Genomic DNA, 21583 nt, shown 5'->3' on the forward strand with positions numbered 1-21583 from the left:
ATTTAATTCATGTTATTATAGTGAAGTATTAATTTAAATAGTCTGATTATTATGGCTAATAAAAAGGGGTGTAAAATTGAATATAAAAGCGATTAGCGAAACACATTTCATGATTTATGATAAAAATGAAATTAATCCTGATGTAAAAGAAAAAATTTCATTTTTAGCTATGCAACTAGAAGAATTAAATCATCCAGGTGTACTAAGTGTTACAACTTCGTATAATTCTATTATGGTTGAGTTTGATGGTTTGAATTTTACATATGAGCAATTGTTAGAAGACTTGAAATTAAACGAAATAGAAAAAACTAAAAAATCATCTAACCAATCTAAAAAGTGCATTACATTACCAGTTGTTTATGGGGAGCAATATGGACCGGACTTAAATGTAGTTGCAGATCATGCAAATATAACAAAAGAGGATGTTATTAATATTCACACTGGTGGGCAATATTTAATATATGCTATAGGATTTTTACCAGGATTTCCATTTTTAGGTGGATTAGACAAGAAAATACATACACCGAGGAAGGAAACACCGAGAAAGAAAATTGCAGCTGGATCTGTTGGGATTGCTAATAACCAAACTGGTTTATACCCTAAAGAATCTCCAGGGGGATGGCAAATTATCGGTAGGACACCTATAGATGTATTTAATTTAAATCGTAATCCAATGATTTTATATGAAGCTGGAGACTATATTTCTTTTGAATCAATAGACGAAGAAACTTATAACAAAATTGAGAAAGAGATATTAGATGGTACGTATGATTATAATCAGTTAGTTGGTGAAGTGAGATGAAAGTAATAAAACCTGGATTGTTTACAACAGTACAAGATTTAGGTAGGTATAAACATGAAAAAGATGGTTTTTCAGTTGCTGGCGTTATGAACCAATATTTTTATAAATTAGCTACTGCATTGGTAGATAATGAAAATTCAGCAGTGTTAGAAGTTACTTTAAATGGTCCGACATTGAAATTTTCAGAAGCAAACATTATTACATTTGTCGCATATGACGCTGAAATATATTTAGATGATTTAACTGTACCGGTAAATACTGCAATTTTTGTAGATAAAGGTCAAGTTTTAAATATTAAGCAAATCACTAAAGGAACAAGAGGATACTTAGCATTTCATAAATTGTTGAATATTGATCCTATTTTAGGTAGTTTATCAACTCATACACGTAGTGGTATAGGTGGGTACAAAGGTAGAACATTAAAGTCTGGTGACACTTTAAGCTTTAAAGATAAAAATTTAAACCAAGACGTCATAGGTAATAAGTTTAATGTTGAAGAAGACGAGGAAAAATATATTATACCAATAATAAAAGGATTACAATTCGACCAGTTTACTGATGCTTCAAAAAGGTTATTAACAGAACAAGTTTATAAGATTTCGGATATGTCAGATAGGATGGGCTATCGAATAATCGGAGAATCTAACTTAGAACATCTGGATAGTGCGGATATTATATCTGAACCAATTGCACCTGGTAGCGTCCAAATACCAAGCAATGGCCAACCTATTATTCTTCTAAACGACAGACAAACAATAGGTGGCTACACTAAGATAGCTACAGTTAGTTTCGTGGGCAGAGAAAGATTGTCTCAATTAAAGGCAAATGATGAAATAACATTTAAATGGATTTCAGTCGAAGAAGCCAATGAATCATACAAAGAATATTCAAACAATGTGAAATGTGATTTAGACCTAATAAAGATTAAAAAATTCAAATCATTAGATTTTATTAGACCTAAATCTAAAAAATTAGGACAATTAATAAAGGGGAAATAAAAATGAGTATAGAAAAAGTAGAACAATTAATCAATTTAATGAAAACGAATGATATTCCTTATATGAAATATAAAGAAGAACAGTTTCAAGTTGAATTAGATTTAAATTCTCATAATTCAGAAGTAGTACAACAACCTAAAGAAACAACTAAACAAAATACTAATGAAGAATCTGAACCAAAATCTATAAATGCTGAAATTATTGGTACTTTTTATCTTCAAGATGAAGAAACGTTATCTAATCCATTAGTTAATATAGGAGATAAAGTAAACAAAGGACAAGTAGTAGGATATATAGAATCGATGAAAGTTCTTAATGAAATAACGAGTGATGAAGATGGTGTTATTGAAGAAATACATATTGACCATGGAGAACCAGTTGAATACGGACAAACAATCTTTACATTAAAGTAAAAAAGGGGAATTGTAATGATTAAACGTTTATTAATAGCTAATAGAGGAGAAATTGCTGTTAGAATTATCAGGACTTGTAGGATGATGAACATCACAACCATAGCTATTTATTCAGAAGCAGATAAAGATAGTTTACATGTACAATTAGCAGATGAAGCGTATTGTATTGGACCCAATCAATCTATAGACAGTTATTTGGATATCGAGCGTATTTTAGAAGCATGTAGAATGAGTAAAGCTGAGGCAATACATCCTGGTTATGGCTTTTTATCTGAATCAACTACATTTAGAAAAAGAGTAGACGAAGAAAATCTTATATTTGTAGGTCCAAGTTATAACACTATGGATTTGATGGGAGATAAAATTAAAGCTAGAGAAACAATGTATAATGCTGATGTACCAATTATCCCAGGATCTATTGGGGAGGTTACAGATGTCGCCGATGCAAAAAACATAGCTAAAGAAATTAATTATCCATTTGTGATTAAAGCTGCTAGCGGTGGTGGTGGTAAAGGTATTCGAATCGTAAATGATGAAACCGAAGTAGAAAAATATTTTAAAGAAGCACAATCTGAAGGTGAAAAATATTTTAATGATAAACGAGTATATATCGAAGCATTTATAGATAAAGCAAGACATGTGGAAGTACAAGTTTTAGGAAGTAAACATAAAGAAGCTGTCCATTTAGGTGAAAGAGATTGTTCTATACAAAGAAAGAACCAAAAATTAATAGAAGAAGCACCTTGTGCGGCCTTAGACAAAGACACACGAGATTCACTACATGAAGATGCTGTAAAAGCTGCATTAGCTTGTGATTATGAAGGGGCAGGAACAATTGAATTTTTATTGACAGATGATGGTTATTATTTCTTAGAAATGAATACAAGAATTCAAGTAGAACATACTGTCACAGAACTATTAACTGATATTGATTTAATTAAACAACAGATATTAATGGCTAATGGTGAACATTTAAAAATCAAACAAGAAGATATTAATTTTAATGGACATGTTATTGAATGTCGAATTAATGCAGAGGATCCTGAGAAGAAATTTAGACCGGCTGCTGGTAAAGTGAATGCGCTTCACTTACCTAATGGATTTAATACAAGAATAGATAGCATGTTATATAATGGCTATGAAATACCGCCTTATTATGATTCATTAGTTGCTAAAATACTTGTTAAAGGGGCTAATCGTCAAGAAGCTATAGAAAAAATGAAAGGTACGCTTGAAGAGACTGTAATAGAAGGATTTCCTACTACATTAGACTTCTTGTATCGAGTCTTAAGTTATCAACCATACATAGACAATGATATAACAATTAAATTCTTACATGAACATAAAATAGTATAAAGGAGATGGGAATCATGCAAGTTGATTTAAATTGTGATTTAGGTGAAAGTTTTGGTAATTATAAATTAGGTGATGATGAGACGATATTACCTTTAATAACTTCAGCAAACGTAGCATGTGGTTTTCACGCAGGTGATCAACATGTTATGAATCAAACAGTTGAAATTGCTAAACAACATAATATTCATATCGGTGCACATCCGGGCTACCAAGATTTAATAGGGTTTGGAAGAAGAAATATTGATGTAACACCGCAAGAAGTATATGATTTGGTTATTTATCAATTAGGTGCACTGTCAGCATTTTGTAAAATACATGATACAAAACTTTATCATGTAAAACCTCATGGCGCTTTGTACCAAATGGGTGCTAGGGATTCAAAGATAGCTGATGCTATTGTTAAGGCTGTAAAAGACTTTGATGACCAGTTATTTCTCGTAGGATTGTCTAACAGTGAACTTATTAAATCTTGTAAGCGTCTTGATCTTAAATATAAAAGTGAAGTTTTTGCTGATAGAGCTTATGAAGACGATGCACAGTTGGTTTCTAGAAAGAAAGAAGGTGCTCTAATAACCGATACACAACAAGCGGTTAATCAAGTATTAAAAATGGTAAAAGAATCGAAAGTAACATCTATAAACGGAAAAGAAATAGATATAGAAGCAGATACAATTTGTGTTCATGGTGATGGTGAACATGCTTTAAATTTTGTAAAAGAAATAATAAAGCAATTTAAATCTGAAGGTATTGAGATTAAAGCGTTAAACTAGGAGGAATGTACATGAAAGAACAAAAGGGGTATGATGATTTAAGCAAGCCATTTGAATATACTAATAAACATCGTAGAATACTATGGGGTGCCGTATTCTTGATGGCCACATCTTCTATTGGCCCAGCATTTTTAACACAAACGGCAGTATTCACAGAACAGTTTATGGCTAGTTTTGCTTTTGCTATTTTAGCATCTATTATTATAGACATAGGTGCTCAAATTAATATATGGCGAGTAATTACAGTAGTCGGTAAAGGCGGCCAAGATATTGCTAATGATGTATTCAAAGGTTTAGGTACATTTATTGCGGTATTAATTGCTATTGGTGGACTTGCATTTAACATTGGTAACGTAGCAGGTGCAGGTCTAGGTTTAAATGCAATTTTTGGTATTGATGTACGGATAGGTGCCGGTATAACTGGTATATTAGCAATATTAATATTTATTGTTAGAAATGCACAGAAAGTTGTAGACATTATTACACAAATACTAGGTGTTCTAATGATAGCAATTGTTGCTTATGTTATGGTTTTAACAAAACCACCTGTAATGGAAGCAGCTCAAAAAATGATAGTACCAGATGATATTAATAAGCTGATAGTACCGATTATTACATTAGTTGGTGGTACGGTAGGTGGTTATATTACATTTGCTGGAGCACATAGATTACTCGAGGCCGGTATAACTGGTAAGCATTACATTCCTTTTGTTAACAGAGCTGCAATTTCGGGTATATTAACAACAGGCGTAATGAGAACATTTTTATTTCTAGCTGTTTTAGGTGTTGTAGTCACTGGATTTACACTTAATCCAGATAACCCTCCAGCATCGGTATTTGAACATGTCCTAGGTCCAGTTGGCAAACAAGTTTTTGGAGTTGTATTATTTGCAGCGGCTTTATCGTCAGTTATTGGTTGTGCTTATACAAGTACTACTTTTATACAATCGCTACATCCATCAATTAAAAACCATAAAAACTTAGTAATTATATTATTTATTGTAATTTCTTCTATTATTTTCTTAACGATTGGTAAACCAGTTAAGTTATTAATAATTGCAGGTGCTATGAATGGATTAATATTACCAGTTACTTTAGGAACAATCTTAATAGCGTCTCGTAAAAAGAGTATTGTTGGAGATTATAGACATCCAACTTGGATGCTTGTAATAGGTGTAATAGCTGTATTAACGACATTGATAGCAGGTGTCTTATCTCTACAAGGTCTACAAGATTTATGGAATAATTAAATTTATATCTATAATTAAGTCTATTATGTTAATATATATAAGAATGAACATGATGGAGTGATTTAACATGATAGGTATTATTGGAGCAATGGAAGAAGAAGTTGAAATATTAAAATCCGCTATAGAAAATAAAGAAACAATTAAAAAAGCACATGTTATATTCTATAAAGGACATTTAGAAGGAAAAGAAATAGTTCTTGCACAAAGTGGAATTGGTAAAGTTAACGCAGCAATCACTACCGCTTTAATGATTAATGATTTTAAACCAGATCTAATTATTAACACTGGTTCAGCTGGAGCTATTGATCCTAATTTAAATATAGGTGACATTATTATAAGTAATAAAGTTTACTATCATGATGTAAATGCTACTGCATTTGGGTATAAAATGGGACAAGTTCCTGGCATGCCTGAATCTTATACGACAGAAAATCATTTAATTAAAAGTGCGCGTTCAACAATTGAAGAATTAGAATTAAACGGAGTTGTTGGAGAAGTTGCAACAGCTGATAGTTTTATTGGTTCTTTAGAACAAAGAAGAGTAATAAAAGAAACATTCCCTACAGTTAGTGTCGTTGAAATGGAAGCTGGCGCTATTGCGCAAACTTGTTATCAATATGAAGTTCCGATTATAGTAACAAGAGCAGTTTCAGATTTAGCTGATAAAGAATCAGATGTGACTTTTGATGAATTCTTAAAAGTTGCTTGCGTGAACTCAAGTAAAATTGTAAAATTATTATTAAATAGAGTGGCATAAGGAGGCAGTAAAATGTTAATATTAATGGCTATCGCTGTCATTGCTACAGCACTTGTTGGATTTGTAATTTATGCGAATACAGATGTTGAAAAATCTTCTGACCGTGAAATTACAGAATAATATTGAGTGTTGCAAATCTTTAAAGGTTTGCAACACTTTTATTTTGTTTTATGTAAAAGAAATTTAAGTTATTTTTATGTTAGAATAAGAAATAATATAGAGGTGTAAACATGGGTATATTTACAAAATATTTTTTACCAAATGAATATGTAGAATCAATTTATCATATTCGTCCAGAGCATTTAAAAAGTAAAGGCATAAAAGCTATTATTACAGATTTAGATAACACTTTAGTTGGTTGGGATGTTAAAGATCCAACAGATGATGTGAGAAATTGGTTTGAACGAATGAAAGAAAATGATATTACTGTAACGATTGTTTCTAATAACGGTCAAAAGCGTGTAGAATCATTTTCAAAAACATTAAACATTGATTTTATATTTAAAGCTCGTAAGCCAAGAGGTAAAGCGTTTAGACAAGCTTCTCATCTTATGAATGTACAAAAATCAGAAGTGGTTGTAATAGGCGATCAAATGTTAACAGATGTATTTGGAGGCAACCGAAATGGTTTATATACAATTATGGTTGTTCCTGTGAAAAAAACAGACGGTTTAATTACTAAATTTAATCGATTAATAGAAAGAAGATTATTAAATCGTTTCAAAAGAAAAGGTTTAATTAATTGGGAGGAATAAATTTGACAGAAACAGCAAAATGTATTGGTTGTGGGGCAACATTACAATCAGAACACCCGAACGAAGCGGGTTACGTTCCAAAATCCAGCTTGAATAAAGAAGATGTAATTTGTAAAAGGTGTTTCAGACTAAAAAATTATAATGAAGTACAAGATGTAGATTTAACAAGTGATGATTTTTTAAATATGTTGAAATCACTTCATAATGAAGATGGTTTGATTGTAAACGTAGTGGACGTATTTGATTTGGAAGGTTCAATGATACATCGACTAAAGGATATTGTAGGAAAGAAAAAAGTGATTTTAGTTGCAAACAAGATGGATATTTTACCAAAAGCCATTAATAAAAAGAGAGTAGAAATATGGCTAAGACAAAGAGCGAAAGATTATGGTTTAAATCCTGACAAAGTTGTACTTATTTCTGCCGCTAAAAATCAAGGAATTGATGAACTATTAGGCACAATAGAAGAAATCAGAGATAGAAAAGATGTCTTTGTTGTAGGTACGACAAACGTAGGTAAATCTACGCTTATAAATCGTTTGATTGAAAAGAGTGTTGGAGAAAAAGATGTTATCACAACAAGTCATTTTCCAGGTACAACTTTAGATATGATAGATATACCTTTAGATGATGATTCTTATATGTTCGATACACCTGGAATTATCCAAAGTCATCAAATGACTCATTATGTTACAGATAAAGAATTAAAAGTCATAATGCCGAAAAAAGAAATTAAACCTAAAGTTTATCAATTGAATGAAGAACAATCTTTATTCTTAGGTGGGCTAGTAAGAGTTGATTATAAAAAAGGTGGACGTCGTTCATTAACTTGTTTCATTTCAAATGATTTGAATATCCATAGAACAAAGCTAGAAAATGCTGATGATCTATGGGAACGCCAAATTGGGGAATTATTAAAACCACCATATTCTAAAGAAAATTTTGATTTTAATAATTTGAAAAACAATGAAATATTTGTTAAAGATGAAAGACGTGATATTATGATTTCTGGTTTAGGCTTTATTACAGTGGACGAAGGCGCAGAAATAAACGTAATAGCACCTAAAGAGGTAGAGGTTACATCAAGAAAATCAATTTTATAAGAGGTGAGCGACATGAAATTTGCAGTTATAGGACATCCAATAGGACATTCTCTTTCTCCAATTATGCATTTAAATAACTTTGAAGCGTTAGAAAGAGATGATGAATATATATCACTTGATATAGACCCTAAACATATGCAGCATATAAGAGATATCATAAAAGAAAAAGAACTTGATGGATTTAATATTACGATTCCACATAAAGAAACGATTATTCCATACTTAGATGAAATTTCTACAAATGCTGAGCATATAGGAGCTGTTAATACTGTTCATATAGATGGTGATAAATGGACAGGTTATAATACAGATGGTATTGGATTTGTTAAAGGTTTACTAGATAATTATGGTTCTATAGCAGGCAAAAATATACTTGTACTAGGTGCTGGCGGTGCAAGTAAAGGCATAGTCGCTGAAATGATGAAGTATACTGAAAGGAAAATTTCTGTAGCAAATCGCAGTCTTGAAAGATTTGAAAATTGGAATTTAGATATTAATCAGTATCAATTAGATAAAATAAAGCCTATTTTGAACGAATTCGATATTATTATTAATACGACACCAGTTGGTATGAATGAATCATCGGATGAACTCATTATACCTATAGAAGAAATTCACGCAAATGCTTTAGTCTGTGATATTATTTATATCCCAGACAAAACACCACTTTTACGAGCATGTGAAAGTAGAGGATTAACTATATATAATGGTTTAGATATGTTTATATACCAAGGTGCAGAAAGTTTTAAAATATGGACAGGTGAAACTGCGGATATAAAATCAATGAAAAATAAAGTTATAGAAGAACTTAAAAGGAGATAAATATGTTAACAGGTAAACAAAAGAGATATTTAAGAAAAGAAGCTCATCACTTAGATCCAATATTCCAAATAGGTAAAGGCGGAATAAGTGAAAACATGATAGAACAATTAAACGAGGCATTAGAAAAAAGAGAATTAATTAAAGTACACATTTTACAAAACTACATGGATGATCATAAAGAAGTAGCAAATTCAATATCTGAACAAACTGAAAGTGAACTCGTTCAACTTATAGGTAGTATCATTATTCTTTATAAAGAATCTAAAGAAAACAAAAAAATAGAATTACCTTAAATAAAATGAAAAAAATCATGATATACGGTGGCCAATTCAATCCAATACATGTAGGCCATATGTTAGTTGCGAGTGAAGCCTATCAATTTGTTAAACCAGATGAGTTTGTGTTTTTACCAAGTTATCAATCACCTTTAAAAAGCCACAATGAATCTCAGTTGTTAGAAAATGAAAGAATTGACATGCTAAAGTTAGCAATTGAAGATTTAGAATTCGGCGTAATTGATAAAAGAGAAATAAACAGACAAGGAACAAGTTATACTTTTGATACTATTAGTGAAATTCAAAATGAATATCCAGAATATCAAATCTATTTAATCATCGGAACAGATCAATATGTAAATTTAGATAAATGGAGAAATATTGATAAATTGAAAGAAATGGTTACGTTTGTAGTGGTCAATAGAGAAGTAGATAAACAAAATGTTGATAGTGGTATGTTATCCCTAAATATCCCAAGGATGGATATAAGCTCGACGGATATACGAAATCGTTGTAAAAATCATCATTCAGTCAAGATGTTAGTTACACCAAGAATTGAAAGATATATCAAAAGGGGACGGTTGTATGAAGATTAAAAAAGTAGTTAAACTCGTAGAAGAAACTTTACCCACAAAACGTTATAACCATTCAATAAGAGTAGCAGAAACTGGTAAGAAAATGGCGGAAATTTTTGATGGAGATCCGAAAAAAGTTGAGCTCGCAGGCATTCTACATGACTTATGTAAATATGAAGAGTTATCAGAGTTGTATCAAAGTGTAACGAAGTATGATTTAGGTCAAGATTTATTAAGCTATGGATCTGAGATTTTACATGGGCCAGTGGCAGCTGCAAGATTAAAAGATGAATATGAAATTGATGATGAGGAAGTATATTATGCGATATATAACCACACTACTGGTAGAGCGCATATGAATAAAACTGAGAAAATAATCTTTATCGCTGATTATATTGAACCTAAAAGAACGCAACCTGGTGTAGATGATATTAGAGATATCGTGTTTAAAGATAAAAATTTAGATAAAGCGATTTATGAAATATCTAAACGAACAGTGTTACATTTAGTTGGTAAAGATAAAACTGTACATTTAAAAACAATTGAATGCTTAAATTATTATAATATGCATACAGAACAATAAAGGAATGATTAAATGAATTCGAATGAATTAATGAAACAAAGTTTAATTGCATGTGATGATAAACGTGCAGAAGATATAATAGCAATCGATATGCAAGGTATTAGTGATGTTGCTGATTACTTTGTAGTTTGTCATGGTAATAGTGATAAACAAGTACAAGCTATCGCTAGAAATGTTAAAGACGAAGCGGAAATCAATGAAGTTAATGTCAAAAGACTAGAAGGCTTTAACGAAGCAAGATGGATTTTAATCGATTTAGGTAATGTAGTCGTACATGTATTCCATAGAGAAGAAAGAGATTATTATAATTTGGAAAGATTATACAAAGATGCACCAATCATTACCTTGAATGAGGTTATGTCTTAATGGCTTATAATAGAATGAGCGATTATTATGATTTGTTGACAGCTGATCAACCTTATCATAAGTGGAAATATATAGTTGAGCATTTTATAAGTAGCTCAGAAAATGAAATATTAGATATAGGTTGTGGAACAGGTACATTAACTTCACAATTGACTGAATATGGTCAAGTGAGTGGTGTAGACATTAGTCAAGAAATGCTAGAAATAGCAGAGTCTCGTAATCCATCTATAAATTGGTATTGTCAAGATATGAGAGATTTAGAACTACCAAATCAATATGATATGATTACTATATTTTGTGATAGTTTAAACTATGTGACTGAACCGGAAGATATATTACAAGTATTTAATTATATAGATAAATATTTAAAAGACGAGGGTATATTTATTTTTGATGTCCATAGCATATATAAGATGAATCATCAATTTAATAATCAAAATTATATCGATGAAGAAGAACGCCTTACGCTAATTTGGCAGGCTATAACAGGAGAAGAACCTAATAGCGTTTATCATCAGATGTCATTTTTCGTAGAACGCGAAGATGGTTTATACGAACGATTTGATGAAGAGCACTACCAATGTACTTTTGAAATAAGTTTATACGAAGAATTATTAAAACTAGCAGGATTTGAAATTAAAACAAAATTCACTGATTTTGATATAGATACGTATAGTGAACAAGGCGATAGACAATTTATCGTTGCTCAAAAAATGAATAAGTAATTTTTGACACCTTTTACGTTTATATATGTAGGAGGTGTTTTTTTGGATAAAATCAAAATGATTAAGGAGTATTTTTCGCAATATTATCGTTATATTTTAATTGGATTTATAGCTTTGATTATCATACTGAAATTAATTTTTGGAATGAATGAACCAGATGAAGAGCCAATAGAAACGATAAATAAAAATAATAGTGGAATGATTGAAAATGAAGAAAGTAAAGAATCAAAGCAAGAAATAGATAGGAGAGAAATATCATCTAAAGAAAATATTAAAGAAGTAATTGTAGATGTTAAAGGAGCTGTTAAATTTCCAAAAACATATGAAATGAAATCTTCAGAAAGAATAAATGATGTTTTAAAGAAAGCACAAATAAATGAGCAAGCTGACTTATCTAAATTAAATCTTTCAGAGAAATTAAAAGATCAAATGAGTATATATGTACCAATGAAAGGTGAACAAATACCTTCAAATTTGAATAAGCAAAGTAGTCAAAATGAAAATGTTGAAGTAAATATTAATACTGCAACTAAAGAACAAATACAGAAAATACCCGGGATAGGACCAAGTAAAGCCGACGCAATTATAAAATATAGAGAAGCAAAAGGAGATTTTAAATCTATAGACGATATGAAGAAGATAAAAGGATTTGGAGATAAAACAGTAGAATCTTTGAAAGAATATGTCATTTTAAATTGAAATTGCATTTCATAAACATAATACTTACAATAATAGTATATGAAAGGTTGGATGATTAATATGGAAAGAATCAAGTGGAAGGAATATTTTATGGCTCAAAGCCATTTGTTATCACTAAGGTCAACATGTGAAAGGTTGTCGGTAGGTGCAACTATCGTTAAAGATAATAGAGTGATTGCAGGGGGATATAATGGGTCTGTTTCAGGTGAAGAACATTGTATTGATAATGGATGTTTAGTCGTCGACGGACATTGTATAAGAACAATCCATGCTGAAATGAACGCTATTATTCAGTGCGCAAAATTGGGTGTATCTTCAGAAGATGCAACAATATATGTAACACACTTTCCTTGTTTAAACTGTACTAAATCTATAATACAAGCTGGCATTAAACAAATTTATTATGCAGACGATTATCACAATCATACATATGCGATTCAGTTATTAGAACAATCAGGTGTTCATTTTGAAAGAATTGATTTCCACCCTGAAGATATTGTGAAATATTTAAAATAATAGGTTACGCAGCGTTATGTATTTCTACTTAGCCTTATATTTATTATCAGGTATTTTAATTGTCTTTAATATTTATATCGGGATGATATTTTTAAGTATAGTCATGCTAAGTTGTATGATCAAATTGAAATCATATAGAATTGCGATACTTGGTATTATCTTTGTCGTAATTGGTTATTTAATTTTACCGTCAATACAACTACCACAATTGGATTCGTTTAATCATGAAAAGCGTAACAAAGCACCGTTACATGATTTTATAGAATTTAAAGATGATATGGTAATTGACGGTGATTTATTTAAATCAATTGCTCAACAAAAAGGTAAAACTTATCAAGTTTATTACACAATTAAATCTAAAGAAGAAAAAGATAAAATCCTTAATAACTTACCTTTATTTAAAAAATGTGAAGTTTATTATGATTATAGTGACCCTTTACCTAATACTAATAGTTTGAAGTTTAACTATAAAGAATATCTTATCCAACAAGATATTGAAGGCATCATTAAAATTAAACAACCGTTTCTCAAATCTTGTATTAATAGTAAATTGAATCTTTTAGAAAAATTGCAGTTTCATAGGGAACATCTTATTTTAAATTTAAAAAAGTTAAATTCAGAATATATTGAAGATATTATTGCATTGACTTTAGGCGAAACGAAGTATTTATCTAGCGAACGAATTGAAGAATTAAAACATTTAGGTATATACCACTTGTATGCAGTAAGTGGTTCACATGTTGCTTTACTCAGTGTGTTTTTGTTTAATATATTGTTGAAATTTAAGCTAAGATATCATCAGGCAGAACTGATTATTTTTATTTTATTACCTATATATGCAGTATTAACAGGATTAAGCCCAAGTGTTATTAGAGCAGTAGCTGTTGTAATGTTATATCTTGTGATTAAAAAGTTTACACGTCTTGATTCACTACAAATTCTTTCAATTACCTTTATTTTGTCTGTCATGTATAAACCGTTTATAATTTATGACATAGGTTTTCAATTATCTTATTTAGTTTCTACATTTTTACTACTTACTATCCCCATTATTAAAACATTTCATTTCATTTATAAACTAATATGTATTAACTTAATAGCTCAAATTTCTACTTTTCCTATTCTTATTATGCATTTTAATACTTTTCAATGGTTAGGTTTATTAACCAACTTCTTTTTTATTCCTTGGTTTGAATTAATATTATTCCCTCTAGTTATGATTTTTTTGATTATCTATGTAACAATCGGCTTTGTACCTAATATTTTGATATATTTAACAGATTTAATGTTAAGTATAACTATTGATATTATACAAATAATAAATAATTTCAATATAGAAGATATTGTAGTAAGGAATCTTTCTCATATATCGTATTTTCTAATATTTATTATTTGTGTGATGATAAGTATGTATATTCTTAAAAAGAAAATTTTTAAAGCTATTATTATTTTTATATTAGTTATTATAACTGTAACTTATGATTTTAAAGAAGATAGAGTGATATTAAGGTTTTTGGATGTGGGACAAGGGGATGCAATGGTTTCATATCATAAAGATACAAATCAAATTGTAATGATAGATACAGGCGGTAAAATGTTATCAAATAAAAAAGACTGGCAAATCAAAGATAATGAACTTTCTTATACAAAGTCTGTATTAATACCTGAACTTCATGAAAAAGGCATTCGAAAAATCGATTATTTAATTGTATCACATCCACATTTAGATCATATGGGAGAACTAGAAGAATTAAGCCAAAAAATAAAAATTAAAAATCTAATAATAAATAAAAGAACTTGGGATAACAAAGAATTGAAGTTACTAATTAGTAGCTTTGAACAAAAAGGAATAACTATTATTGATAGTGTAGGGTTGAAAAATATAAAAGTAGGTAAAGCGATTTATAGGTTTTATAATCAAGATACAAAAAGTCATCCTGATAAAAATGAAAATTCAATCATAACGGAATTAGAAGTTTACAATAAGAAGATAATTTCTACAGGAGATGCAACGCAGAATAATGAACGAACAGTTTTAAATAAAATTGATCATCAATATGATATTTTAAAAGTCGGACATCATGGTAGTTCAACGAGTTCAACTGAAGAATTTTTATCTCGAGTGAAACCTAGGTTATGTATTATAAGTGCTGGTAGAGGAAATAAATATGGCTTACCTAAAAAAGTAACTATTAAAAAACTTCAAAACCATAAATGTAAAATATTAAACACGCAAGATATAGGGGGAATAACCATCACATTGACTAAAGCTGGGATATCAACAACTAATGGTTTATACGATTACAATAAATCAGGCTGAGACATTATTATGTCCCAGCCTTGATTAAAAAATATAAATATGTACTATTAGTTAGGTAGTAAGCTGAATACTTGAGCAATGATATAAATCGCTGCTAAAAATAAGAAGCCTACAATAAAACCTAATCCAGAGTCTTTAACGTCATTGTTACGCCCTTGAGTATTTTCACCTTCAAATCTGTTCATATGACTCCCTCCTATACTTACATTCATTATATGATAATAAGCTTAAAAATGCTATACTTAATTAGAACTTTATAAGAGAGGAAGACTTATTTTGAAAGATAATATTGTATTAAATTATGGTGCAGTAGATGCATTAATAGAGAAAAAATCTAACGAAATTATCAATCAATATTTAAAAGAAGGGCGTGATGAATTCAATTACGCCAAATATGATTTATACGAAACACCCATTTCTAATGCAATAGAAGAAGCGTTAACTTTACCTTTCCTCTCAGACAAGAAAGTTGTTCATATTAAAAATGCTTACTTATTTACAGGTGAAAAAGTGAATAATAGCATTAACCATAGTACTGATGCTTTACTTGAATTTATAGAGCAATATGATGGAGATACGCTAGTAGTTTTTGATGTAAGTAACGAAAAATTAGACGAAAGAAAGAAACTCGTAAAAACTGTTAAAAAGAATGCAACACTAAATAAAATAGAGCAAATGTCAGAACAAGAAATGAAACAATGGATTAAGTCATATTTAAATGAGCAGTATAAAGACATTAAAGAAGACGCACTCGTCGCATTTTTAGAGTTAACTGGTATTCAATTTAATATTATACATGCAGAATTAGAAAAATTAATTTTATTTATTGGTGATGAACCAGTTATTAATAAAAAAGATGTTACTGAAATAGTTAGCCGTTCTCTTGAACAAAATGTATTTTTATTAACGGAGTATATACAAAAAGGAAAAAAAGAGAAGTCTATTGAATTGCTAAAAGATTTAATAAATTTGAAAGAAGAGCCTATTAAGTTGTTAGCATTAATAACAAGTAATTATAGATTGTACTATCAATGTAAAATATTAGCCGGCAAAAGTTACAGTGAGCAACAAATTGCTAAAACAATAGGAGTACATCCTTATAGAGTGAAACTAGCCTTAAGAATTATAAGAAATTTATCTTTAGAAAGACTGTTAAAGACGATAGATATATGTGCTGATACTGACTATGAATTAAAATCTTCATACATGGATAAAGTTTTAATTTTAGAGTTGTTTATCTTGAAAATTTAAAAATAAAAAAGCTACAGATGAACTGTAGCTTTTGTTAATTAGTTAGCTTTAGACATTAAGCTAGATTTAATTCTGTTAGCTTTATTTGAATGAATTAAGTTCTTTTTAGAAGCTTTATCAACTTTTTTGATAGCTAATGAAACTAATTCACCTTTGTTATCAGCATTATTTTCGATAGCAGTTCTTGCAGATTTAACAGCTGAACGCATATCATTTTTTTGTGAAATGTTTGCAGCGTCTTTCTTTTCAGTTACAGAAACACGTTTAATTGCAGATTTAATGTTTGGCATGAGAGTCACCTCCTAAATATGTTGTCCGTGATCAAATAATTTGATTGCAACAAAAAATATTTTATCAAATGTACGCCTTAAGTGCAATCATTATTTACATATTCCTTATAAAGCTTAACACTTTATGAACAGTTTGGTAATTGGTTTGCATTTATTCTATAAAGAAGGTATCATATCAAAGATGCTACTTACATCTGAAGATGTAAAATTAACGAGAAAGTTGGAGTTCAAATGGACAGAATGAAACGCCTAGAGCGCCAAAAGAAAATAAGAAACTTTTCTATTATTGCTCATATTGATCATGGAAAATCAACATTAGCTGATAGAATTTTGGAAAATACGAAAAGTGTTGAGACGAGAGATATGAAGTCTCAATTATTAGATTCAATGGATTTAGAAAGAGAACGTGGTATAACTATCAAATTAAACGCTGTTCAATTAAATTATACAGCGAAAGATGGGGAAACATACATACTACATTTAATTGATACACCGGGACACGTCGATTTTACTTATGAAGTATCACGTTCATTAGCTGCATGTGAAGGGGCTATTCTAATCGTAGATGCAGCTCAAGGTATCGAAGCACAAACTTTAGCAAACGTTTATCTTGCTTTAGACAATGACTTAGAGTTGATTCCAGTAATAAACAAAATCGATTTACCTGCAGCTGAACCGGAAAGGGTAAAGCAAGAAGTTGAAGATGTTATTGGTTTAGATGCGAGCGATGCGGTACTTGCAAGTGCGAAAGCTAATATTGGTATAGAAGAAATATTAGAGAAAGTCGTTGAAATAGTACCACCACCAGAAGGTGACCCAGAAAATCCACTACAAGCATTAATATTTGATTCTACTTACGATGCTTATAGAGGTGTAATTTCTTCAATTAGAATAGTTGAAGGGTCAGTTAAAGCCGGAGACAAAATTCAAATGATGTCCACAGGTAAAACTTTTGAAGTTGCGGAAGTAGGTATTAATACACCTAAACCATTACCAGTTGAAACTTTATCAGTAGGTGATGTTGGATATATAATTGCATCTATTAAAAACGTTGCTGATTCTGACGTAGGTGATACGATAACAAATGCTGACAGACCTGCAGACAAACCACTTCAAGGTTATAAGAAAATGAATCCAATGGTATTCTGTGGGCTTTATCCAATAGACAATAGTAAATATAATGACTTAAGAGAAGCTTTAGAAAGACTTCAATTGAATGATGCTTCTTTAGAATTTGAGGCAGAAACATCTCAAGCATTAGGCTTTGGGTTCAGAACTGGATTTTTAGGATTATTACACATGGAAATCATACAAGAAAGAATTGAACGTGAATTTAACATTGAATTAATAGCAACTGCACCTTCAGTTATTTACGAATGTGAATTAACAGATGGAGAGAAAGTTGAAATTGATAACCCTTCACAATTCCCAGATCCACAAAAAATCAACACGATTTATGAACCGTATGTTAAAGCGACTATGATGGTACCAAGTGACTATGTAGGAGCAGTAATGGAATTATGTCAGAAAAAACGTGGTAATTTCGTTACAATGGATTATTTAGATGATATTCGAGTGAATATTATTTATGAAATTCCTTTATCTGAAGTTGTATTTGATTTCTTTGATCAATTGAAGTCTAATACGAAAGGTTATGCTTCTTTCGACTATGAATTAATCGGATATCAAGAAAGTAAACTTGTGAAAATGGATATCTTATTAAATGGAGACCAAGTAGATGCGTTAAGCTTTATTGTGCATAAAGAATTTGCTTACGAAAGAGGTAAAGCAATTGTAGATAAACTTAAAACATTAATTCCTAGACAACAATTTGAGGTGCCAGTTCAAGCAGCAATTGGTAATAAAATAGTAGCACGTACAAACATAAAATCTATGGGTAAAAATGTATTAGCAAAATGTTACGGTGGTGACATTAGTCGTAAACGTAAATTACTTGAAAAACAAAAAGCCGGTAAAGCTAAGATGAAGTCAGTCGGAAACGTTGAGATTCCACAAGATGCATTCCTAGCAGTACTGAAAATGGATGAAGATTAAACAAGAAACAGCTGCGTTTAAGTAGCTGTTTTTATTTTTAAAGGAGGATTTAAATGGCTAAAAGTGTATATATTCATATACCTTTCTGCGTTAGAATTTGTACTTATTGTGATTTTAATAAGTTTTTTATAGCCAATCAGCCTGTTGATGAATATTTAGATTGCTTAATAAAAGAAATGTCTACTCGCAAAGATAAAGTTGTAGAAACAATTTTTGTTGGAGGTGGGACGCCAACAGCATTATCAGAAGTTCAATTAGAAAAACTACTAATATCAATAAATGATTTATTTACTGTAACTGATGAATATACATTTGAAGCAAACCCGGATGAACTAACTGAAGGTAAAATTCAACTTTTAAAAAAATATGGTGTTAATAGGTTATCACTTGGAGTGCAAACTTTTGATGATGGTTTATTAGAAATTTTAGGACGTACACATCATAGTGACGATATTGAAAAAGCAGTTAAGTTATCTAGAAAACATAATATAGGCTCAGTTAGTTTAGATTTAATGTTTCACTTACCTGGTCAAACGTTGAAACAATTTGATGAATCAATAGATAAAGCATTATCACTTGATGTTGACCACATTTCAAGCTATGCACTTATACTTGAACCTAAAACTCAATTCTATAATTTATATAGAAAAGGAAAATTAAAATTACCTAATGAAGATTTAGGTGAAGAAATGTATCAACACTTACAAAATAAATTAAAAAAATCACCTCTACATCAATATGAAATATCTAATTTTTCTAAAGTAGGCCATGAATCACTTCATAACAAAGTATATTGGAAGAATGAAGAATATTATGGTTTCGGAGCTGGCGCACACGGATATATAAACGGTGTGAGATATAGTAATATTAATCCGGTTAATCAATATATAAATAAACTAACTAATGGAGAAATGCCTGTACTGCAAAATAGTGAAGTTACATTGAAAGAGCAAATGGAAGAGCAAATGTTCTTAGGCTTACGCATGACTGAAGGTGTTTCAAAATCTAGATTTTATAAAAAATTTGATCAAACGATTGAAGAAGTATTTGGTCAAAAGGTTAATAATTTATTGGAAAATGGTTTGTTAAATGAAAATGAAGATTATTTATACTTAAGTGAACGTGGTCAAATCATTGGTAACGAAGTATTTGAGCAGTTTTTATTAACTTAAATAAAAGAATGAAAAATCTTTCAAAAATTCGAGGGTTTAATGTTGACTTACTTTGACCAATTTGATAAATTATAATTAGCACTTGGATAGATAGAGTGCTAATCGAGGTGATAACATGATTACTGAGAGACAATTACAAATACTAAATGTAATTGTTGAGGATTATGTTGAGTTAGGCCAGCCAATTGGTTCTAAGTCGATTATTGAAAGGCATCAATTGCCTATAAGCCCAGCAACAGTTAGAAATGAGATGAAACAATTAGAAGAATTAGAACTCCTCGAGAAGACACATACTTCATCAGGAAGAGTTCCTTCTGAAAAAGGAATTAGACATTATGTTGACCAATTACTAAAGGTTAAATCACGTAGTAAACAATCAATAGACTGGTTCAACCAATTTTATGATGATAATCAATATGATGTTAATGCAATGCTAAAATGGTTAGCTTTGGAAATATCCAATCGCTCTCATTATACGACTGTTGTATTAGGACCCAATAAATTTTCAAGACATATTTTTGAAATTCATTTCGTTAGAGTGAACCCTAATCATTTAATGAGTGTTATCGTTTTTGCAGATGGATATGTAGAGAAAGTTCATTTACAAATTTCTAAACTCATAACACATGAACAAATAGAAAAGTTTATGAATTACTTGAATCTACATTTTAAGCAAAATACTTTATCTACATTGATAAACACGTTAGAATCATTAACGTTGTCATTTATTGATCAACAATTTATAAATAATTTTAAGTACGCACTAATTACACAAATTAATGATCAAAATGAAGAAATGTTTTTAGGTGGAAAAATGCACTTGATTGAGGCGTTAAACGTTTCGAATGTGTCCATGATACAGTCAATTTTAAAGTATCTGGAATCTGAACGAATTGCCCAATTTTTAAACGAAACAGCTAATGATTCCATTAGCGTAAACATTGGACAAGAAATTAATCAGGACTTAGAAGGTATTTCAATAGTAAGTACAAGTTATGAGATTTCGGGAGATATAAGCGGTCATTTAGCCGTTATAGGTCCAACTGCAATGCATTACAATAAAGTGATTCAACTTTTGAATCATTTTTAAATAAGGAAAGAAAATGGAGGGCATGAAATGACGGAAGAAAATCAAAATGAAAAATTCGACGAGTCGTCTGAACAATCTCAAAACGTTGCCACTGAAGAAACTAATGGTAACGAAAATGAAGAAGTTGAAAATGTAGAAGAGGTTGAAGAGACTGAAAAAACAGTCGAAATTCCGGAAACTGAACTCGAACAATTAAAAGAAAAATTAAACGAAGAAGAAGAAAAATACTTACGTTTGTATGCTGAGTTTGAAAATTACAAGCGTAGAATGAAACAAGAAGCTAGTGTGGCGAAAGATTACCAAGCACAACGTGTTTTAACAGATGTGTTGCCAGCATTGGATAACATGGATCGCGCACTAAAACAAGAAGGCGAATCAGAAGATTTCGTATCATTTAAAAAAGGTGTACAAATGGTTTATGATGACTTATTGAGATCATTAAAAGAAAATGGTCTAGAAGAAATTGAGTCAGAGAATAAAGAATTTGATCCAACTGTACATCAAGCAGTTATGCAAGATAGCAATCCTGATTTTGAATCAGGTGTTATTACTGAAGAACTACAAAGAGGTTACAAATTAAAAGAACGCGTTTTAAGACCAGCAATGGTTAAAGTAAATGAATAATTAATTGAATTTAAAA

Annotated in this window: 25 protein-coding genes; 23 read left to right on the forward strand and 2 right to left on the reverse strand. The window is 30.2% G+C overall.

Annotation, left to right across the window (positions count from 1 at the left end):
- Positions 1 to 76 precede the first annotated feature (76 nt).
- From pxpB to LQ615_RS02800, 18 genes are all read left to right on the forward strand, one after another.
- The gene (gene pxpB / locus LQ615_RS02715) at positions 77 to 802 is read left to right on the forward strand and encodes a 5-oxoprolinase subunit PxpB (protein WP_082894574.1); all 726 of its coding nucleotides are present in this window, start codon (positions 77 to 79) and stop codon (positions 800 to 802) included.
- Positions 799 to 1800: a 5-oxoprolinase subunit C family protein gene (locus LQ615_RS02720; RefSeq protein WP_239703677.1), complete on the forward strand. Its 1002-nt coding sequence runs from the start codon at positions 799 to 801 to the stop codon at positions 1798 to 1800. Before pxpB ends, LQ615_RS02720 begins: the two co-directional genes overlap by 4 nt.
- 2 nt (positions 1801 to 1802) lie before the next feature.
- On the forward strand, positions 1803 to 2213 hold the full coding sequence (locus tag LQ615_RS02725) for an acetyl-CoA carboxylase biotin carboxyl carrier protein (protein ID WP_064211028.1): 411 nt from the start codon (positions 1803 to 1805) through the stop codon (positions 2211 to 2213).
- A 15-nt stretch (positions 2214 to 2228) separates the two neighbouring features.
- Entirely contained in the window at positions 2229 to 3569 is a 1341-nt protein-coding gene (locus LQ615_RS02730) for an acetyl-CoA carboxylase biotin carboxylase subunit (RefSeq protein ID WP_135020632.1), read from the forward strand.
- A 14-nt stretch (positions 3570 to 3583) separates the two neighbouring features.
- Entirely contained in the window at positions 3584 to 4339 is a 756-nt protein-coding gene (pxpA, locus tag LQ615_RS02735; protein WP_016998531.1) for a 5-oxoprolinase subunit PxpA, read from the forward strand.
- Positions 4340 to 4350: 11 nt separating this feature from the next.
- Positions 4351 to 5589: an NRAMP family divalent metal transporter gene (locus LQ615_RS02740; RefSeq protein ID WP_239703675.1), complete on the forward strand. Its 1239-nt coding sequence runs from the start codon at positions 4351 to 4353 to the stop codon at positions 5587 to 5589.
- Positions 5590 to 5656: 67 nt separating this feature from the next.
- Positions 5657 to 6346, forward strand: coding sequence for a 5'-methylthioadenosine/adenosylhomocysteine nucleosidase (locus LQ615_RS02745; RefSeq protein ID WP_239703672.1), 690 nt, complete (start codon positions 5657 to 5659; stop codon positions 6344 to 6346).
- 230 nt (positions 6347 to 6576) lie between these two features.
- Positions 6577 to 7101, forward strand: coding sequence for a YqeG family HAD IIIA-type phosphatase (locus tag LQ615_RS02750; protein WP_016998538.1), 525 nt, complete (start codon positions 6577 to 6579; stop codon positions 7099 to 7101).
- A gap of 2 nt (positions 7102 to 7103) precedes the next feature.
- Positions 7104 to 8204, forward strand: coding sequence for a ribosome biogenesis GTPase YqeH (yqeH, locus tag LQ615_RS02755; RefSeq protein WP_239703669.1), 1101 nt, complete (start codon positions 7104 to 7106; stop codon positions 8202 to 8204).
- A gap of 12 nt (positions 8205 to 8216) precedes the next feature.
- Positions 8217 to 9026: a shikimate dehydrogenase gene (aroE, locus tag LQ615_RS02760; protein ID WP_239703666.1), complete on the forward strand. Its 810-nt coding sequence runs from the start codon at positions 8217 to 8219 to the stop codon at positions 9024 to 9026.
- A gap of 2 nt (positions 9027 to 9028) precedes the next feature.
- Positions 9029 to 9319, forward strand: a complete 291-nt coding sequence (yhbY, locus tag LQ615_RS02765; protein ID WP_218688389.1) for a ribosome assembly RNA-binding protein YhbY — start codon at positions 9029 to 9031, stop codon at positions 9317 to 9319.
- Positions 9320 to 9324: 5 nt separating this feature from the next.
- Positions 9325 to 9897 (forward strand): nicotinate (nicotinamide) nucleotide adenylyltransferase, encoded by a 573-nt coding sequence (nadD, locus tag LQ615_RS02770; RefSeq protein WP_064211032.1) that lies wholly within the window; start codon positions 9325 to 9327, stop codon positions 9895 to 9897.
- Positions 9887 to 10459 carry a bis(5'-nucleosyl)-tetraphosphatase (symmetrical) YqeK gene (gene yqeK / locus LQ615_RS02775; protein WP_239703663.1) on the forward strand — a complete coding sequence of 191 codons (573 nt, stop codon included), beginning with the start codon at positions 9887 to 9889 and terminating at the stop codon, positions 10457 to 10459. Before nadD ends, yqeK begins: the two co-directional genes overlap by 11 nt.
- A gap of 12 nt (positions 10460 to 10471) precedes the next feature.
- Positions 10472 to 10825: a ribosome silencing factor gene (rsfS, locus tag LQ615_RS02780; RefSeq protein WP_016998547.1), complete on the forward strand. Its 354-nt coding sequence runs from the start codon at positions 10472 to 10474 to the stop codon at positions 10823 to 10825.
- Positions 10825 to 11550, forward strand: a complete 726-nt coding sequence (locus LQ615_RS02785) for a class I SAM-dependent DNA methyltransferase (protein WP_070045616.1) — start codon at positions 10825 to 10827, stop codon at positions 11548 to 11550. Before rsfS ends, LQ615_RS02785 begins: the two co-directional genes overlap by 1 nt.
- A gap of 57 nt (positions 11551 to 11607) precedes the next feature.
- Positions 11608 to 12249, forward strand: coding sequence for a helix-hairpin-helix domain-containing protein (locus tag LQ615_RS02790; RefSeq protein ID WP_037539188.1), 642 nt, complete (start codon positions 11608 to 11610; stop codon positions 12247 to 12249).
- A gap of 60 nt (positions 12250 to 12309) precedes the next feature.
- Positions 12310 to 12765: a ComE operon protein 2 gene (locus LQ615_RS02795; RefSeq protein WP_026023586.1), complete on the forward strand. Its 456-nt coding sequence runs from the start codon at positions 12310 to 12312 to the stop codon at positions 12763 to 12765.
- 16 nt (positions 12766 to 12781) lie between these two features.
- Positions 12782 to 15085 (forward strand): DNA internalization-related competence protein ComEC/Rec2, encoded by a 2304-nt coding sequence (locus LQ615_RS02800; protein WP_239713486.1) that lies wholly within the window; start codon positions 12782 to 12784, stop codon positions 15083 to 15085.
- A gap of 47 nt (positions 15086 to 15132) precedes the next feature.
- On the opposite strand, the gene LQ615_RS02805 is transcribed toward LQ615_RS02800, so the two are convergent.
- Positions 15133 to 15270 (reverse strand): YqzM family protein, encoded by a 138-nt coding sequence (locus LQ615_RS02805; protein WP_016998552.1) that lies wholly within the window; start codon positions 15268 to 15270, stop codon positions 15133 to 15135.
- 91 nt (positions 15271 to 15361) lie between these two features.
- Here LQ615_RS02805 and holA point away from each other — a divergent pair, with 91 nt between their 5' ends.
- Positions 15362 to 16336, forward strand: coding sequence for a DNA polymerase III subunit delta (holA, locus tag LQ615_RS02810; protein WP_016998553.1), 975 nt, complete (start codon positions 15362 to 15364; stop codon positions 16334 to 16336).
- Positions 16337 to 16374: 38 nt separating this feature from the next.
- Here holA and rpsT read toward each other — a convergent pair whose 3' ends face one another.
- Positions 16375 to 16626, reverse strand: coding sequence for a 30S ribosomal protein S20 (rpsT, locus tag LQ615_RS02815; RefSeq protein ID WP_064204513.1), 252 nt, complete (start codon positions 16624 to 16626; stop codon positions 16375 to 16377).
- A gap of 231 nt (positions 16627 to 16857) precedes the next feature.
- Between rpsT and lepA the strand changes: the two genes are divergently transcribed.
- The 4 genes from lepA (at position 16858) to grpE (ending at position 21567) form a co-directional block, all read left to right on the forward strand.
- Entirely contained in the window at positions 16858 to 18681 is a 1824-nt protein-coding gene (gene lepA, locus LQ615_RS02820) for a translation elongation factor 4 (RefSeq protein ID WP_016998555.1), read from the forward strand.
- A 53-nt stretch (positions 18682 to 18734) separates the two neighbouring features.
- Positions 18735 to 19853: a radical SAM family heme chaperone HemW gene (hemW, locus tag LQ615_RS02825; protein WP_016998556.1), complete on the forward strand. Its 1119-nt coding sequence runs from the start codon at positions 18735 to 18737 to the stop codon at positions 19851 to 19853.
- Positions 19854 to 19968: 115 nt separating this feature from the next.
- Positions 19969 to 20943: a heat-inducible transcriptional repressor HrcA gene (hrcA, locus tag LQ615_RS02830; protein ID WP_016998557.1), complete on the forward strand. Its 975-nt coding sequence runs from the start codon at positions 19969 to 19971 to the stop codon at positions 20941 to 20943.
- Between the two features lie 27 nt (positions 20944 to 20970).
- Positions 20971 to 21567, forward strand: a complete 597-nt coding sequence (gene grpE, locus LQ615_RS02835; RefSeq protein ID WP_064204516.1) for a nucleotide exchange factor GrpE — start codon at positions 20971 to 20973, stop codon at positions 21565 to 21567.
- Positions 21568 to 21583: the final 16 nt, after the last annotated feature.

Source organism: Mammaliicoccus sp. C-M13 (genome assembly GCF_022386845.1).
Classification (GTDB): Bacteria; Bacillota; Bacilli; order Staphylococcales; family Staphylococcaceae; genus Mammaliicoccus; species Mammaliicoccus lentus.